General features: G+C 60.7%; 15 protein-coding genes. 1 reads left to right on the top strand and 14 read right to left on the bottom strand.

What is annotated here, in order from left to right; all coding sequences use genetic code 11:
• From ACEK02_RS19690 to ACEK02_RS19660, 7 genes are all read right to left on the bottom strand, one after another.
• Positions 1-850, bottom strand: an 850-nt coding sequence (locus tag ACEK02_RS19690; protein ID WP_371423255.1) for a 2Fe-2S iron-sulfur cluster-binding protein, incomplete at its 3' end; no start/stop codon positions are given.
• Positions 851-862: 12 nt separating this feature from the next.
• A complete protein-coding gene (locus ACEK02_RS19685; protein WP_371423254.1) occupies positions 863-2434 on the bottom strand; it encodes a formate dehydrogenase beta subunit in 1572 nt (523 codons plus the stop codon).
• A complete protein-coding gene (locus tag ACEK02_RS19680; RefSeq protein WP_371423253.1) occupies positions 2431-2922 on the bottom strand; it encodes a formate dehydrogenase subunit gamma in 492 nt (163 codons plus the stop codon). The genes ACEK02_RS19685 and ACEK02_RS19680 overlap by 4 nt, the downstream gene beginning before the upstream one ends.
• A 188-nt stretch (positions 2923-3110) precedes the next feature.
• Entirely contained in the window at positions 3111-4010 is a 900-nt protein-coding gene (locus tag ACEK02_RS19675; protein ID WP_149529976.1) for a LysR family transcriptional regulator, read from the bottom strand.
• A gap of 277 nt (positions 4011-4287) precedes the next feature.
• Positions 4288-4494, bottom strand: coding sequence for a hypothetical protein (locus ACEK02_RS19670; RefSeq protein WP_371423252.1), 207 nt, complete (start codon positions 4492-4494; stop codon positions 4288-4290).
• A 480-nt stretch (positions 4495-4974) separates the two neighbouring features.
• Complete coding sequence (locus ACEK02_RS19665; protein WP_371423251.1) at positions 4975-6960, bottom strand: tetratricopeptide repeat protein; 1986 nt, start codon at positions 6958-6960, stop codon at positions 4975-4977.
• Positions 6961-7164: 204 nt separating this feature from the next.
• Positions 7165-8694 carry a porin gene (locus ACEK02_RS19660; RefSeq protein ID WP_371423250.1) on the bottom strand — a complete coding sequence of 510 codons (1530 nt, stop codon included), beginning with the start codon at positions 8692-8694 and terminating at the stop codon, positions 7165-7167.
• A gap of 348 nt (positions 8695-9042) precedes the next feature.
• On the opposite strand from ACEK02_RS19660, the gene ACEK02_RS19655 reads away from it, so the two are divergent.
• Positions 9043-9588 (top strand): MarR family winged helix-turn-helix transcriptional regulator, encoded by a 546-nt coding sequence (locus tag ACEK02_RS19655; RefSeq protein ID WP_371423249.1) that lies wholly within the window; start codon positions 9043-9045, stop codon positions 9586-9588.
• A 43-nt stretch (positions 9589-9631) separates the two neighbouring features.
• Here the strand turns inward: ACEK02_RS19655 and ACEK02_RS19650 are convergent, their stop codons facing one another.
• From ACEK02_RS19650 to ACEK02_RS19620, 7 genes are all read right to left on the bottom strand, one after another.
• A complete protein-coding gene (locus ACEK02_RS19650; RefSeq protein WP_371423248.1) occupies positions 9632-10774 on the bottom strand; it encodes an alpha/beta hydrolase family protein in 1143 nt (380 codons plus the stop codon).
• A 231-nt stretch (positions 10775-11005) separates the two neighbouring features.
• Positions 11006-11350, bottom strand: coding sequence for a Rieske (2Fe-2S) protein (locus ACEK02_RS19645; RefSeq protein WP_371423247.1), 345 nt, complete (start codon positions 11348-11350; stop codon positions 11006-11008).
• Positions 11340-12044 (bottom strand): ABC transporter ATP-binding protein, encoded by a 705-nt coding sequence (locus ACEK02_RS19640; protein ID WP_371423246.1) that lies wholly within the window; start codon positions 12042-12044, stop codon positions 11340-11342. The genes ACEK02_RS19645 and ACEK02_RS19640 overlap by 11 nt, the downstream gene beginning before the upstream one ends.
• Entirely contained in the window at positions 12037-12849 is an 813-nt protein-coding gene (locus tag ACEK02_RS19635) for an ABC transporter ATP-binding protein (RefSeq protein ID WP_371423245.1), read from the bottom strand. Before ACEK02_RS19635 ends, ACEK02_RS19640 begins: the two co-directional genes overlap by 8 nt.
• The gene (locus ACEK02_RS19630) at positions 12849-13895 is read right to left on the bottom strand and encodes a branched-chain amino acid ABC transporter permease (RefSeq protein ID WP_371423244.1); all 1047 of its coding nucleotides are present in this window, start codon (positions 13893-13895) and stop codon (positions 12849-12851) included. The genes ACEK02_RS19635 and ACEK02_RS19630 overlap by 1 nt, the downstream gene beginning before the upstream one ends.
• Positions 13892-14764, bottom strand: coding sequence for a branched-chain amino acid ABC transporter permease (locus tag ACEK02_RS19625; RefSeq protein WP_371423243.1), 873 nt, complete (start codon positions 14762-14764; stop codon positions 13892-13894). The genes ACEK02_RS19630 and ACEK02_RS19625 overlap by 4 nt, the downstream gene beginning before the upstream one ends.
• A 203-nt stretch (positions 14765-14967) precedes the next feature.
• On the bottom strand, positions 14968-16122 hold the full coding sequence (locus ACEK02_RS19620) for an ABC transporter substrate-binding protein (protein WP_371423242.1): 1155 nt from the start codon (positions 16120-16122) through the stop codon (positions 14968-14970).
• Between the last annotated feature and the right edge of the window lie 60 nt (positions 16123-16182).

Raw genomic sequence — 16182 nt, 5'->3', positions numbered from 1 at the left:
GCACGACTTCCTCGCCGCGCATTTCCGCCTTGAAGGTGCAGCCGACGCCGCAATAAGCGCAGGTGGTCACAACGGAGTGCTCTGGCTGGCCAATCTCGATCACGGCCTTCTCGGTCAGCGTCGCGGTCGGGCAGGCCTGCACGCAGGCGCCGCAGGACACGCATTCCGACCCCAGGAAGCTCTCGCTCATGCCCGGCGACACGCGGCTGTCAAAGCCGCGGCCGGAGATCGTCAGTGCGAACGTGCCCTGCACTTCCTCGCAGGCGCGGACGCAGCGCGAGCAGACGATGCACTTCGAGGGGTCATAGGTGAAGTACGGATTGGATTCGTCCTTCGCCATCCAGTGATCGTTTTCGCACGCTTCCGGCGAATTGTGGGTGTGCTTCGGACCGCTCTTGGCGAACACGTGGTTCTCGCCGTCATAACCGTAGCGCACGTCGCGCAGGCCGACCGCGCCGGCCATGTCCTGCAATTCGCAGTCGCCATTCGCAGCGCAGGTCAGACAGTCGAGCGGATGATCGGAGATGTAGAGCTCCATCACGCCCTTGCGAAGCTTCGCCAGCCGCTCATTCTGGGTGTGGACCACGAGGCCTTCCATGGCCGGCGTGGTGCAGGAGGCCGGCGTGCCCGCGCGGCCTTCGATCTCGACGAGACAGAGACGGCAGGAGCCGAAGGCATCCACCATGTCGGTGGCGCAGAGTTTTGGAATCTGCGTGCCCATCTCCATGGCAGCGCGCATGATCGAGGTGCCCTCGGGCACCGAAACGCTCTGTCCGTCGATGGTCAGCGTGACCATCTTTTCGGACTTCGAGCGCGGCGTACCAAAATCGATTTCGTGAACGAGCGACATCTTGTTGCTCCTTTACTCTGCAGCCTGAAGGCGCGTGGGCACCGGGCCGAAATCATCAGGGAAATGTTTCAATGCGCTCATCACCGGATACGGCGTAAAACCGCCCAGCGCACAGAGCGAGCCGAACTTCATCGTGTTCGACAGATCCTGCAGCACAGCGATGTTCTCGGCGACGCGCTCACCGCGGCGGATCTTGTCGATCGTTTCGACACCGCGGGTGGAGCCGATGCGGCACGGCGTGCACTTGCCGCAGGATTCGATGGCGCAGAATTCCATCGCGAATCGTGCCTGCTTCGACATGTCGACCGTGTCGTCGAACACAACTATCCCGCCATGGCCGATCAATCCGTCGCGCTTGGCGAAAGCCTCGTAGTCAAACGGCGTGTCGAACAATTCGCGCGGGAAATAGGCACCGAGCGGACCGCCGACCTGCACCGCGCGGACCGGCTTGCCCGTAAAGGTGCCGCCGCCGATATCGTCGACCAGTTCACCGAGCGTGATGCCGAAGGCGACTTCAAAGAGGCCGCCAAATTTGACGTTGCCCGCGAGCTGGATCGGCATCGTGCCGCGCGAGCGGCCCATGCCATAGTCCGCATAGGCCTTTGCGCCGTTATCGAGAATGAACGGGATCGCCGCAAACGACAGCACGTTGTTGATGACCGTCGGCTCGCCGAACAGGCCCTTATGGGCCGGCAGCGGCGGCTTGGCGCGGACGATGCCGCGGCGGCCTTCGAGACTCTCAAGCAGCGAGGTTTCCTCGCCGCACACATAGGCACCTGCGCCGACGCGAACTTCGAGATCGAACGAATGCGCCGAACCGTTGATCCTGTCGCCGAGATATCCGGCGCGCTTGGCGGCTGCGATGCCCGCATTCATCGCCTCGACGGCATGCGGATATTCCGAGCGGATATAGATGTAGCCCTTGGTTGCACCCACAGCGATGCCCGCGATGGTCATGCCTTCGATCACCACGAAGGGATCGCCTTCCATGATCATGCGGTCGGCGAAGGTGCCGCTATCGCCCTCGTCCGCATTGCAGACGATGAATTTGCGATCGGCCTTGGTATCGGCCACCGTCTTCCACTTGATGCCGGTCGGGAAGCCGGCCCCGCCGCGGCCACGCAGGCCGGAGGTGGTGACGTCGGCAATGATGCCGGCGCTATCCAGCGCCAGCGCACGCTCGAGGCCCTTGTAGCCACCATGTGCGATGTAATCCTGAACCGAACGAGGATCGACCACGCCGCAGCGCGCAAAGGTCAGACGCGTCTGCTTCTTGAGCCACGGAATCTCCTCCGCGACACCAAGACGCAGCGCGTGCTGGCCGTTTGCGACCATCGCATCGAGCACCGACGCAACGTCTTTCTCTTCGACCGGACCGAAGGCGACGCGACCTTCCGGCGTCGCGACTTCGATCATCGGCTCAAGCCACAGCAATCCGCGCGAACCGGGGCGAATGATCTCGATGGCAAGCTTGCGCGTCGCGGCCTGTATCTCGAAGGCAGAGACAAGTTCATCGGCACCGACGGAAACAGCGGCCGCATCCCGCGGAATGTAGATCTTCAGAGTTTTATCAGACGATGTCATCGCTGTGCCTCCGCGACCAGCGCATCGATGCGCTTCTCATCGAGGCGGCCAACCAGACGGCCATCCAGCATCGCCGACGGCGCCGTGGCGCAGAGCCCGAGGCAATAGATCGGCTCCAATGTAACGCGCTGATCCGCCGTCGTATTTCCAAACTTTACACCCAATTTCGCTTCCGCGCGCGCCGCAAGCGCATCGCCGCCGGCGGCCTGGCAAGCTTCGGCCCGGCAGATCTTCAGCACATGCTTGCCGGCCGGCTCGTGGCGGAAGTCATGGTAGAAAGTGAACACGCCATGGACCTCGGCGCGGGACAGGTTACGCGCCAGCGCGATCATCGGAATTGCCGGCTCCGGCACGTAGCCGAAGGCTTCCTGCATCGCATGCAGGATCACGATCACACCGCCTTCCACATAGGACAGGCTTTCGATGATCTCGGCGCCGCGATCGGCACTCCAAGACTCATAAGCATTGGGCTCGTAGGCTGCGTTCATCCCGGTACTCGATTGATCCAATGACTGGAAAACCGATCAGAATTGGAATCGATCCAAAGATCAATAAAGCTGTCTCATGCTGCGATACGGAAATGGTATCGACAGCCGGCGAAACCAATGAGTTTGAAATGGTTAGCCTGGTTGCGACGCGGTAGGCGCTGTGCAGCAAACCATCATCAACCGCCGCCTCACGCCTCCAGCGACGGCGCCACTTCGCGGGCGATCTGCACCAGGGTCGCCACCAGTGGGGTCATGGGATCGCGCTGAGGCACGACAAGACCGACGCCGTAATTCACCACGGGATCGACGATCGGAATCATGCGCACCGAGTCGTTGGCGGTCAGACCCAGCGTCTCTGCCAGCTTGGCCGGCATCACGCTCGCCCAGCGGCCGGTCTTCACATGGGTATAGAGCACGATGATCGAATTCGACGTCAGCATCGGCATCGCCTCGGCACCAACCGACTTCAGGGCACGATCGATAATGCGGCGGTTCTGCATGTCGGGGGTCAGCAGGCACAGCGGCACCTGGCCGACTTCGCTCCAGGTAACCGTCTTGCGATCGCCGAACATGCTGTCCGGCGAGGTCAGCAGCCGGTAGCTTTCTTTATAAAGCGGGATCGAACGCACTTTGCCGAGCGGCTCGTTCTCGATGTAGGTCAGCCCGGCATCGACTTCGAGATTTTCGAGCAGACCGAGCACTGCCGCCGATGTGCAGGACACGATCCGAAAGCGTACGTCAGGATGCCGCGCGCGGAATGGCGTCGTCAGCGATGCGACCATGCCGAGGACGGTGGGAATCGCAGCTATGCGGATCTCGCCCGAGAGACTGTCCTTGAGGCCATTGATTTCCTGCTTCATCGCGCGGGCATCGCCAACGATGCGGCGTGCCCAATCGAGCGCACGTTCGCCTTCCGGCGTGAAGCCCTGGAAGCGCGATCCGCGCTGCACCAGCATCACGCCGAGCATGTCCTCGAGCTGCTTGAGGCTGGTCGACATCGTGGGCTGCGTCACGCCGCAAGCTTCCGCGGCGCGGCCGAAATGCCGTTCCTTCGCCAGCGACAACAGCAGTTCAAGTTTTTCGATCAAGGGACGCCCCGCTCCGACCACATCATTATTGCCGAGGTGCGGCGCGACGATCGCGTGTGTGGCCTTCCGTATCCGCCCTCGAGGCAAAGCATATGGCGCGAAGCTGTCAGCCCGCAACCATCGCAGCGACGCAGGCGGAGATCAGCCCCGGGCAAGCTTCCCGCTTCAAGATATCATCTGGTTGGGGTCTTTGCGGCGGCCTGCTTCGTCGCGGGGTCCACGGCCCCGGCGACGACAGCAAACGGCAAGTGCGATCAGCAAGAGAGCCGATCGGAGATCAACCCAGGCGGCTGATCTGCTCTTCGGTCACGACGCGCTCAATGTTCTCGGACTTGCTCTTGATCCGGTAACGCGGGCGACCATCGGCTTCAATCGGAAGGCGAGAGGTGATGGTGTAAATGCTGCGCTCCTTGACGGTGGAACGGCCCTGCGGCCCCTGCAGCTGGTGGTGAACGTCCTCATTAATTGCGTAGTTATGCGCCATTATTCATACTCTCCACGATGAGCGGCTTTTAGCCACAACTTGCTCAAAAAGCAAGAAATCTCTAGCAATTTCGGTCAGATAGCTCGTCAGTCCTGATATGCAACGATGCGCAACAGGTCATAATCTGGATGCCTTTGCGACAGGTTCGATCCCATGCAGCCGATCTGTTCAGCAGCAATTCCGTCGTTTTCAGAGAGGGTTGGACTGATTCAAGGGCGTGCCGCCATGGCACAGTTCCGCTCCCTTGGTGCGTTGGTAATGAATCATGAAACCAGCCGCGCTACCCGAATTGGGGCCCCAAAAGCCGAAAAACCACCGGCAGGGCATTGCCGGTGGTTTCGGAGATTTACATCAGAGCACGCGAGTCTCCTTGAAGACCTAGGGCCGTCAAAAAATTTGCCGACTGCGCACGAAAATATTACATGAGCTAGAATGTTGAGCGCAATACCTGATTTGCTCAACCAAATATATTATTGGCGTTTAGTCAGCGGGAAACATGATATGGCCCGGCGCCAGGCCTGCCCGGGCCCGCTCGGCCATCTTGCGAAATGCTGTTTCGATATCGCGCGCCAGACGCCGGGTGTTGAAGGCCGGCATTTTCAGACGATTGGCAGATAACTTCTCCCGGATCGACGATAATCGCTCCGGATTCCGCGCCAGTTCGATGGCCATGCGCTCATAGTCATCTCGGTTCGCCGCAATCAACTCCGACATGCCCAGATTCTGCAGAAGACTTGCGGCGACGCGCCCTGCAAAGGTTTCTCCGCGACACGTCAGCAAAGGCAATCCAGCCCATAATGCGTCGCTCGCTGTCGTATGCGCGTTGTACGGCAACGTATCCAGAAACAGATCCGCGCACCGATGCCGCGCCAGGTGCTCGGCCGGCGACATGCGCGCAGCAAAAACCAGACGCGCGGGATCTATGCCCCGTGCTTGCGCTTCGCGGCGCAAATTCGCCACGGCCGCAGCGCTGTCCTCCAGCAACCAGAGGACGCTGCCGTCAACGGCTGAGAGAATCCGCATCCAACTGTCGAAGACATCGGGCGTGATCTTGTAGGCATTGTTGAAGCAACAGAACACAAAGCCCTGCGCAGGCAAGCCGACCTCGGCACGCGTGAATACACGTGTCGATATCTCCCGGCGATCGTCATTGGCCTGATAGCAATTCGGCAGCCAGGCGACTTTCTCGCTATAGAACTGCCGGTGCTCGGGCGGCAGGACATACTGATCGGCGAGGACGTAATCCATGAAGCCCGCGCCGAGCGTGCCGGGAAAGCCGAGATAATTGACCTGTACCGGCGCGGCCCTGCGCGCGAATACGCCGGTGCGCTGCTCGCCGAAATAGCCGTTGAGATTGACGAGGATGTCGATGCGCTGCGCACGAATGGCATCCACCGCCTGCGGATCGCTCAGTGTGGAGATATCGACGATCCCATCCACGGCACCAGCGATGCGTTGCCTGATGTCGCTGCCGTCGTCATACCCGTTGTCGATGGCCAAAATCTCGAATGCGCTTTTGTCGTGCTGCTCCAGCACACCGACCAGCAGCAGCGAGGTCGCCTGCTGTCGAAATTCACCGGACAGATAGCCGACGCGGATTTTTGCATTCGGCCCGGCCGGGGAAGCACGCAGCAGCGGGGCCTGCATGGGAAAACGCAAGGCGTTGGTCAGCTCGGCGCAGCGCTGCAGACTGCGTTCCGAGGTGGCGACGCCCTGCCAGCCGAATGGCTCGGCGGCCAGTTTGCCGGCAGCAAGATCAGCCTCGATCTCGGCAATCAGCGCATTTGTGTCCTGCCAGTCGCAGACCAGCATCTTCTGATGCAACAGATTGCCTTTTAGCAGCGGTATGTCCGGATTGAGTTGATGTGCGCGGCCATAGGCCTCCACTGCTTCAGCCGGCATCCGCATCTGGCCAAAGATGTAGCCGCGGCCGAACCAGGCTTCCGCCAGATCGGGCTGCAAGGCGAGCGCCGCCTCGCAGGCTGCAAGCGCATCGTCATAGCGCTTCAACTCCGCCAGTGACTTGCTTTTGTTGAAGAAGGCCGCGGCATAACGCGGATTGAGCGCCAGTGCGCGATCGAAATCCTCCAGCGCAGCCGGGTAATCGCGCAAATCGTTCAGAACCGTGCCACGGCTATTCAGCGTTTCGGTATTACCGGGATTGAGCGCCAGCGATTCGGTGAAACGCTGCAGCGCCTCGTCCGGTCGATTCAGCGCCTTCAGCACCAGGCCGTAATTGTAGAACGTGGCATCCGATGTCGCATTGATGCGCAGGGCCGCCTTCAGATGCGGCTCGGCCTCCGCATGCCGCTTCAGCGCGACCAGCACGACGGCCAGAATGTTCAACGCCGGAAAATGCTTCGGATCCTTGCGCAGGAACTTGCTGAACCCGCGCTCGGCATCCTGCAGCCGGCCCTGCTGGAAGGCGGCGAATGCGCTTTGAAACAGTTCAGCTGGAGAGGCCATGATTTCGCGGACTTCGGGCTTTGCAGGCTGCCGGGCCAAGGATGACGTCGCCGGTATAGACGCCCGCCTCCGTGGCGTCGAGAACGCCGGGCGCTGTTGCATGACGGGTCAAACGGCCCTTTGGGCCGCGAAAAGCAAAAACCCCCGGCAGTTTCCTGCCGGGGGTCTTCGTTTCAAAGACTGGTCGTCGTGAGACGATCAGAATTAGAAGGAGCGCAGGATCTGCACCGAACCGTTGTAGAGGTTCTGGTCGGCGGTATTGAAGACCGTACCGGCCGGCTTGCCCGACATGCCACCGGTATTGGTGGTGTAGGTGCCGTTCAGGTTCTGATCGAGGCGGCTATAGGTGAACTGAGCCGAGAGGGTCAGGTTCTGAACCGGGGTCCAGGCCGTACGGGTACCGATCTGGGCCAGACCCAGGTCGAAGTTACCAGTGCCGGCGAACACGCCCGCACGAGCAGCAGCAGCCGACGACGAGCTGAAGCCCGGGCCACCAGTGGTCAGGCCCTGGAAGGAGGCCATCATCAGGTCGTTGCCGGAACCATAGGAGATATGGCTGTAGTTACCGAACAGCGAGGTGCGCCAAGCCGGGTTCCAGTAGTGCTCGTAGAAAGCGCTGACTTCCCAAGCGGAGCTCTGGATGATCTGGCCGTTGGTGGTGTAGACGCCATCGAGCACGTAGCCGAAGCCAAGGCTGTTGCCATCAACCTTCGCATAGCGGCCGCCACCCGAGGTGTCGGTCGTGCCACCGAAGACATACTTGGCTGCGCCCTTGCCGTACGATGCTTCGATCTTCAAGCTGTCGCCTGCGCCGGTGGGCAGGTTCTTGAATTCGACTGCGCCGGTAACTGCGAAGCCATAGCTGTCGTCAGCATGACCGGTGTTCTCGGTCGAGCCATAGAGACCCGGGGTGATTGCATGCATCGCAGCACCGAAGTGCAGGGTGCCCCAAGCCTGATCGAGACGGATGTTGCCGACGACGTCAGGAATGTGGTTACCACCGATGGAGTTACCCAGGAAGGTGTTCGAGTTCGTGCCGTAGAACGCACCGGTGAACGAGGCTGCGCCCGGACCGACGATGAACGCGTTGGTGTTCCAGAGACCTGCGTTGCGGTAGGGCGATGCGTTTTCGAGCGAGATCGTGCCCGACACGCCGTTACCGAACGAAGCGGTGTAGGCGATCTGCGGGATACCGGTCGCGTTGTTCGAACCGGCGTTGAAGCCCGACGAAATGTACGGCTTGGCGAGCGCCCACTGGGGATCGAACTGCGAGACGGCCTTACCGAAGGTGAAGCCGGCGAACTGGATGAACGCGTAGTCGACTTCGGTGTAACCACCAGCGATCGATTCACGATCCTGGAGGAAGTCGAACTGAATGTTCGCGTAGGTACGAACCACGCCGTATTCGGTCGCGGTGCGGGTGTCCGTCGTCAAGTTGATACGTTCACGAGTCGAGAGATAGTTCTTGGTCCAGAGGTTGTTGCCGCCGGCACCACCCTGCCAGAACGGAACGTCGTAGGTGCTGCCGTTGAAAGCAGTATCCAAACGGATCGCGCCGCCGATCTTGATGCAGGTATCGGTGCCCGGGATGTAGTAGAAGCCTGCGCCGTAGAGCGAGCAGATCTTCACGTATTCAACTGCCTTGGCCTTCACCGGAAGATCGGCTGCCTGAGCTCCACCGATGGCGATCAGACCCGCCGCCGAGCCGAGGATAAGGCTCTTAATCATCGTCATGTTAAACCTCCAAGTTGTCCAAAAGGGAAGGTTCCGGATCTGCCAGACGCGAGCGCCCGAAGATTTAGTCCCCCAAGTCCCCAAACTAACCGCCTCAGCACTTCGCGCTTTCGGAAACACCCGCATAACGCGAGGCACTCAAGCGAACTACTTCAACGGGACGATCGAGGGTTGCCCCATCGCCGGAACCGACAATGCCTGCGCAATTCTTAGAAGCAAAATACTTTATGAACTCAGGTAACTTTATCGCGATGCAGTGTGGTTTCCCGGCAACACACGAAATCGTGGTTTGCTCGTCACAATTCACTGATACAATTATAGAATTCTGAGAAGTGTTAGGACTATGGAATGGCCGGCGGGGCGACAGCGACTATGCGTGGGGGATCTCCGGGCTGGAACGAAAATGACCTTTCGATTTTTGTGAGCGGGCAGAATCAGGAAGTCATTCGACAGTTCATCTGGGACATCGCCTCGATCAACGTTCATCTCGAAGGAATCCGCCAGTTCTGGGCAAAGGAACTCGGCATCAGCGGGCCGCAATGGATGATCCTGATGGCCGTCAGCGACCTCGATCGCGGCAACGGTGTTCCGGTCAAGGACGTCTCGGCCATGCTCCATGTCGACCCGTCTTTTGTTACCACTCAGTCTAAAATGCTTGAGAAAAACGGCTTCATGCAGCGCGTTGCGTCCCGCGAAGATGCCCGCGTCGTGCTGATGTCACTGTCCGACAAGGCCAGCAAAAAGATCTCCGCGCTTTCCACCCGGCGCGAGTCGATCGGGGATTTTATTCTCGGAGATATCGACGAGCAGGCCATGAAGGAGATCGCGCAGCACATGTCCCAGCTGAAGAATCGCCTCGAAAAAGCGACACTGATGCTGGAAGTTAATAGCTGAACATCGCCGGCGAGCAGCGGGTCAATCGACCGAGCCGGGACCTCTATTTCGTCCTTGCGCCCAGGCGATCGACAATCCAGTCGAAGATGAACTCGTTACCCACGGTCGGATTATCGATCTGGGCAGGCGAAGCTACCGTTTCCGACGCGCGGAAGATCTTCAATTCGATGTCGAGGCCGTTTTGTTTCAGGACGCGGCAGCATTCCGTGACGTGATCGACATCGAGCCAGTCGCGCTCGCCCATCGCAACCAGGACCGGGCATTTGATATTGGCGGCAACGCTGCTGCTGTTAAAGCCCTCGATTTCGCTCGGACAGCCGAGACCCGCCCGGCCTGAAATACGACTGGCGATAAACGCGCGCTCGTGAAGCTCCCAGATTCCGGCATCACACACAGCGGCTGCAAAGCGATCGTCGAGATTGGCGCCGCGCGTCGCAAAGGCGGCTCCCAGGCCGTCGCCGAAGATCGCAATTCGCTCTTGATCGATATCGACACGGTCGGCCAGGAAATCGACCCAGCCGCTGATCGCGGTTTCGACGTCATATCGACAAGGCGACCCGATCATCTCCTGGCTATAGGATTGACCGGGCAAATCGACGAGCAACAGCGAGAGACCGCGTTCCAGCGCGTAGCTGGGCACCCTGTGCAGATGCTCTTCCTTGTAGTGGCCTTGCCCGACGACGCAGAGAACGACCGGCGGCGGCCGCGTGGCGTGCCGCGCAGGAACGAAGTATCCCTGCAACACACCGTCCCGCCACGGGATCTCGACGACCTCGCCGGCAGGCGTCGCATGCTGAACGTAAAGTCGGGCGCAATCCTGCATCAAGGCGATGGCTGCGCCTTGCCGCGGATCGCTGCAAGCGAGCATGACCTGAGCGGTGCGGTAGTAGTTGGTCGCACGCAGCCAGTTGCTCAGCGCCGTCGGGATGCGGCCGCTCGCCAGCGCCTCCGCGGCGCGCTCACGGTTGATGTCAGCCGCGCTATACCATTCGCGATACCAGCTTTCGTCATCGCGCGGATTGATGCGCTCCGCCGCCAGGAAACATTCCGAAACGGTACTTCCGCCTTCCTGCGCCGCGCGCAGCACGCGCAGGAACTGCAGCGAGAAGTCCTCGTGGCCTGGCCATTGCTGCCAGCCGCGCGCCCGTGACGACGGGACGGCCCTGCCGAAATCGATAATGGTCACATCCCTAGCCCCAGACGGAGATCGCTTTAAAAGATCGACGATAAGCATGGGTCTAGCGCCCACTTGTGTAACAGCCAGACACGCTCAACAGTCTGACTTTGCAGCAGTATTGTCCGTGCTTTGACGGCGGGCAAGCATGATTATTACACCGCAACTGCCCAATTGAATGCTGCAGTGCGTCAACCAACTCTGAATTCAGGCTCGATGCCGCGGAACTCTCGCGAAGGCTCGTTACTTCGGGACGATGGCCGCTGCGTCGACCCAGATTTGCGCATCGCGTTCGCGCACCGGATAGCGTCGCAAACCGCGGCTCGGCCAGCCCGGCGACATGCTGCCATCTGCCAGATCGAACCAGGCGAGGTGACGCGGGCAGTGCAGCCGGCCATCGGCAATACGGCCAAGGCTGAGATCGGCCTGCTCATGCGGACAGGCGCGCTCGCAGGCGTAGATCGTCTCGCTATCCTGCACGATGAGCACACCGATGCCAGCTACGTTGACGCAGACGATTGCCTGTTCGGTCAGGCGCTCGCGCGAGCAGACCACGACCCACCGGGCGGGATCACCGTCATCCGCCAAGATAGGCCCGTCGCACATGCTCGTTCTCGATCAGCTCCGCTCCTGCTCCCGACAGCACGACGCGACCGGCCTCCAGCAGATAGGCGTGATCGCACATCTCGAGCGCGGCGAAGGCATTCTGCTCAACCAGCAAAACAGTCGTGCCAGCGTCGCGGATCGCGCGAATGATCGCAAAGGTTCGCTCGACGATGTTGGGCGCGAGACCAAGCGACGGTTCATCGAACATCACCAGGCGCGGGCGCGACATCAATGCGCGGCCGATGGCCAGCATCTGCTGCTCGCCGCCGGATAGCGTGCCCGCCGCCTGCTTGCGGCGTTCGGCAAGACGCGGGAATTCGCCATAGATGCGGTCGCGGTCCACTGCGACTTCGGACATGTCGGAGCGCAGATAGGCGCCCATGTCGAGATTTTCGGCGACCGTCATGTGCGGAAACACGCGACGGCCTTCCGGGCAATGCGCGATGCCTTTGGTCAGCACCCGCTGCGCGCCCATGCCGGTGATGTCCTCGCCATCGAAATGCAGGCTGCCGGAGCGCGACGGCACGAGGCCGGAAATCGCCCGCAGTGTCGTGCTCTTGCCAGCACCGTTAGCGCCGATCAGCGCCACGAGCTGACCAGCCTTGACCGAAAGCGAGATGCCCTTCAGCGCAGTGATCTGGCCATAGGCGCAGACCATGTCACGTATCTCAAGCATGGACCGCGACCTCCTTGATTGCATCCTTCGCGCTCTGACCGAGATAGGCTTCGATCACCGCGGGATTCTTCCGGATTTCATCGGGCGGCCCTTCCGCGATGATGCGTCCGTAATTCAGCACCACGATGCGATCCGACACACTCATCACCATTGGCATGTCATGTTCGACCAAAAGGATCGTGACGCCGCAATCCCGGATATTGCGGATTAGCTGCACGAATGTATGCGTCTCCGACGCGTTCATGCCGGACACCGGCTCATCGAGCAGCAGCATCTTCGGCTGGGCGGCGAGGGCCAGTGCAACACCGACGAGACGATGCTCGCCATAGGAGAGCGAGCCTGCGAGGTCGTTGGCGCGGGCTTCGAGCCCGATCCAGCGCACCAGTTCGGCAGCACGCGCGCGCTGCGCCTTCTCGGAGGCTCGGGCGCGCGGCAGGCCGAGAATCGCCTCGGCGAGCCCGAGCTTGCCCTTAAGCTCGCCCTGGCGATGTAGACCGATCAGAACGTTGTCGTAGACTGTATCGTTTGGAAACACGCTTGTGCGCTGAAACGTACGGATCAGGCCGAGGTCTGCGATCTCATGCGGCTTCTTGCCCCGGAGATCAGCGCCGCAATACTTGACCGCGCCCTTGGTCGGCGTGAGAAAGCCGGTCATGACGTTGAAGGCCGTGGTCTTGCCGGCACCGTTCGGCCCGATCAGACTGACGATCTCGCCCTTGTTGACATCGAAGTTCATGTCCGAGATCGCGACGAGACCACCGAAATGGACCGCGACATGTTCTATGCTGAGGACTGTTTCGGCCATCACGCATGCTCCTCTGCGGTACGCTCGGAGACGGCCATAGACGCCCGTCTGGTTCCGCCGGCACGGGCCAAACCGAGTTTCGCGGCAAGCGACGGCACGATGCCGCGCGGCACTACGAACAGGATGACGATCAGCACCACACCATAGGTGATCCACTGCGCCTCCGGCGGCATGATCGGCCGCAAGAACACCGGCAGCAGGCCGAAAATGACGCCGCCGACAACAGGCCCGGCCAGCGATCCCTTGCCGCCCGACACCACCATGATCACCATGGTCACCGTCGAGATGAAAGCGAAGACGTCCGGATCGATGATGCGGATGTAATGCGCATAGAGACTGCCGGCAGCACCAGCGATACCGGCAGAGATCACGGCGGCCAGGGTCAGTGTCCTGGTGACGTCGATGCCGACGGCGACCGCGAGCGTTTCGTTCTCCATCAGCCCGCGCATCGCGCGGCCGTAATGCGAGTGAACCAGGCGCGAGATCATGAAGTACGAAATCGCCGCAACACCCAGCACCAGATAATAGTTCTGCAGCTTGGTCTTCAGCACGAGATAGCCCAGCCCCGGCAGACCGATGGTGATCGAGGGAATGTTGGTCAGCGCCAGCGGACCTTGTGTCAGCTCGACCCAGTTCAGCGCGACCAATCGTACAACTTCCGCGAACGAAATCGTGACGATGACGAAATAGGCGCCGCGCACGCTGAACGACAGCCGACCGACGAGATAGCCACAAAAGCCTGAGATGATAATCGCGAGCACGAAGCCAGCAATTGGCGGCCACGGCACGTGAACGATGTGGAAATCGCCGTAGATCGGCACATCGAAGCCCAGCGATGTCAGCGCACTGACATAAGCGCCGATACCAAAGAAAGCGATATGGCCAAGGCTGAGCTGCCCAGTGAAGCCGAGTAGCAGATTGAGGCTCATGGCGCCGATAATGAAAATACCGGTCGTGATCAGCGCATTGAGCAGATACGGATCCGTCAGCCACATGGGCACGGAAGCGAAGAAGGCGAGACAGAGGAGCGTAACGATCTGCTTCATCCGACGCGCTCCGCCCGTGCGAACAATCCTGTGGGTTTGAAGATCAGCACCATGATGATGATCAGGAACCCCATGGCGTCGCGATAGCCCGACGAGACGTAGCCGGCACCGAGTTCTTCAGCCAATGCGAGAATGAAGCCGCCGATGACCGCGCCGGTGATGTTGCCGAGACCACCGAGAATCACGATGGCGAAGGCCTTCACCGCAGCGAGATCTCCCATCTGCGGGAAGACTACATAGACCGGGCCGAGCAACGCGCCGGCAGCGGCAGCAAGGCTCGAGCCGATGGCGAAGGTCGAAGTATAGATCAGGCTGACATTGACGCCCATCAGCGCGGCGGTGTCAGAGTCCTGGAAGGTCGCGCGCATCGCCTTTCCGAGTTTCGTGAGATTGATCAGCGAGTAAGCCAGCACAATCAGCAGCGCGGCTGCTAGCAGCACGAACAGCCGAAGCCAGGACACGGACACGGGCCCGATCACCAGCGGCGCGTCGGGAAATGGATTGTCTATCGACTTGGCGACGCCGCCCCAAATCCAAAGCGCTCCGGACTGCATTGCGATCCAGGCACCGATCATCACCAGCATGGTGGTGTCGATATCGGCGCCGCGCAGCGGCCGCAGCAGCGTGATTTCGATGACGGCGCCCAAGAGCCAGCCGGCGACGATCGCCACCGGCAGCGCGAGAAAGAAGTTCAAGCCAAGCTGATGCACGACGATGAACATCATGTAGGCGCCGAACGTGTAGAGAATGCCGTGGGTGAAGTTCACCACGTTCATGATGCCGAAAATCAGCGTCAGGCCGATGCCGAGCAGCGCATAGGTGCCACCGAGCACGAGCATATTGACGAAGTGTTGCAGGAGCTGGTCCACGAGCGGCCCTAAAAGTTCGAGTAAGATGCTAACCTCTCCCCGCCTAGCGAAGCTTTGCTTCGCCAGGCGGGGAGATGTCGGAACCGAGCGACAGCGAGGCTTCGGATGAAGGGGAGCCAGTGTTTCACTCGCAAGCGCCCTTCACCTCAGCCCTCTCCCCGCAAGAGCGGGGCGAGGGAGCTCACTGCCGGAGTTTGTCTGGATCACAGATCCTTCATCACGATCTTGCCGCCGGAGATCTCGACCAGATAGACGTTGGGGAAGCTCTGGCCGCTCTCCGAACCGGCCGGCCCCGACTTCTTGAAGATGATGTCGCCGTTCAGACCCTTGACGTCGATCTTCCAGAGCGCATCCTTGATCGCCGCCGGTTCGGCCTTGCCGGCTTTCTCGATGGCCGCCGCGATGGTGCGGATGCCGTCATAGCCGCGGAAGCTCTCGGTACAGCCGGCGAAATCGAAGCCGCGCTTCTTCCACTCACCGATGAAGTAGGTGGTGGCTTCCGGGTTCGGCGTCTTGTCCGGCATCCAGGGCAGGAAGGTCGTCAGATGCATCGTGTCGTTCGCTGCAGCACCGGCCTGAGCGATGATCTGGTCGGGATTCTGCGAACCGCCGGTGGTGATGATCCGTTTCTTCAGGCCGAGTGCTGCGGCCTGCTTGAAGATCAAAGTGAGCTGGTCTACCGCCGCCGTGATGATCACGGTCTCGGAATCCGTTGCCTTGATCTTGGCGAGCTGTGCGCTCATGTCCTGCGCCGACTGATCCATGGTCTCGACCAGGCCGATGGTGATGCCCTTCTCCTTCATCATCTTGCTGAAGTCCTCGGCGGTGCCGCGGCCCCAGTCGTTATTGATGACAAGGAAGTCGACCTTCTTCAGCGCCAGCTTGTCGACGATGTTCTTGAACGCAGCGGCCTCGACGAAAGACGGCGGCGAGATGCGGAACACGTAAGGATTGCCCGAGGTGGTGATCTTGCTCGCCGATGAGGTCTCGACGACCATCGCGGTTTCGTATTCGACCAGCTTCGGCATTACCGCCAGCGTGAGGCTGGAGCCCCAGGCGCCGAGCATGACCGGCGTCTTGTCGCGGGTGATCAGCTTCTCGGCAACGGCAGCGGCTTCTGTCGGGTTGCTCTTGTTGTCTTCGATGACGAGCTCGATCTTCTTGCCGAGCAGGCCGCCCTTGGCGTTGATTTCGTCGGCGGCGATCTTGGCGCCGTTCACGACATAGGTGCCCGATGCGGCGAAGGCGCCGGTCAGCGGCTCATTGACGCCGATCTTGATGGTTTGCGCAGTGGCGGCGCTGCTCAGGAAAGCAATTGCCAGGGCCGCCGCCGAAGCTGCCTTGATGGTCCGTATCATGTGGTCCTCCAGTGTGACGCTGATGAAGCTTGCGCAGTCCAAACCTCGCCGCTCGCATGT

Source organism: Tardiphaga sp. (genome assembly GCF_041424195.1).
Classification (GTDB): domain Bacteria; phylum Pseudomonadota; class Alphaproteobacteria; order Rhizobiales; family Xanthobacteraceae; genus Tardiphaga.
The sequence above is the reverse complement of the archived record's forward strand: the minus strand, read 5'-3'. Positions and strand labels throughout refer to the sequence as shown.

Bases quoted from the DNA above. Each gene is read 5' to 3' on its own strand.
- ACEK02_RS19640 (WP_371423246.1), bottom strand. From the start codon at position 12,044: ATGCTTGAGATACGTGACATGGTCTGCGCCTATGGCCAGATCACTGCG.
- ACEK02_RS19620 (WP_371423242.1), bottom strand. From the start codon at position 16,122: ATGATACGGACCATCAAGGCAGCTTCGGCGGCGGCCCTGGCAATTGCT.
- ACEK02_RS19680 (WP_371423253.1), bottom strand. From the start codon at position 2,922: ATGAACGCAGCCTACGAGCCCAATGCTTATGAGTCTTGGAGTGCCGAT.
- ACEK02_RS19670 (WP_371423252.1), bottom strand. From the start codon at position 4,494: ATGGCGCATAACTACGCAATTAATGAGGACGTTCACCACCAGCTGCAG.
- ACEK02_RS19665 (WP_371423251.1), bottom strand. From the start codon at position 6,960: ATGGCCTCTCCAGCTGAACTGTTTCAAAGCGCATTCGCCGCCTTCCAG.
- ACEK02_RS19635 (WP_371423245.1), bottom strand. From the start codon at position 12,849: ATGGCCGAAACAGTCCTCAGCATAGAACATGTCGCGGTCCATTTCGGT.
- ACEK02_RS19630 (WP_371423244.1), bottom strand. From the start codon at position 13,895: ATGAAGCAGATCGTTACGCTCCTCTGTCTCGCCTTCTTCGCTTCCGTG.
- ACEK02_RS19655 (WP_371423249.1), top strand. From the start codon at position 9,043: ATGGCCGGCGGGGCGACAGCGACTATGCGTGGGGGATCTCCGGGCTGG.
- ACEK02_RS19660 (WP_371423250.1), bottom strand. From the start codon at position 8,694: ATGACGATGATTAAGAGCCTTATCCTCGGCTCGGCGGCGGGTCTGATC.
- ACEK02_RS19685 (WP_371423254.1), bottom strand. From the start codon at position 2,434: ATGACATCGTCTGATAAAACTCTGAAGATCTACATTCCGCGGGATGCG.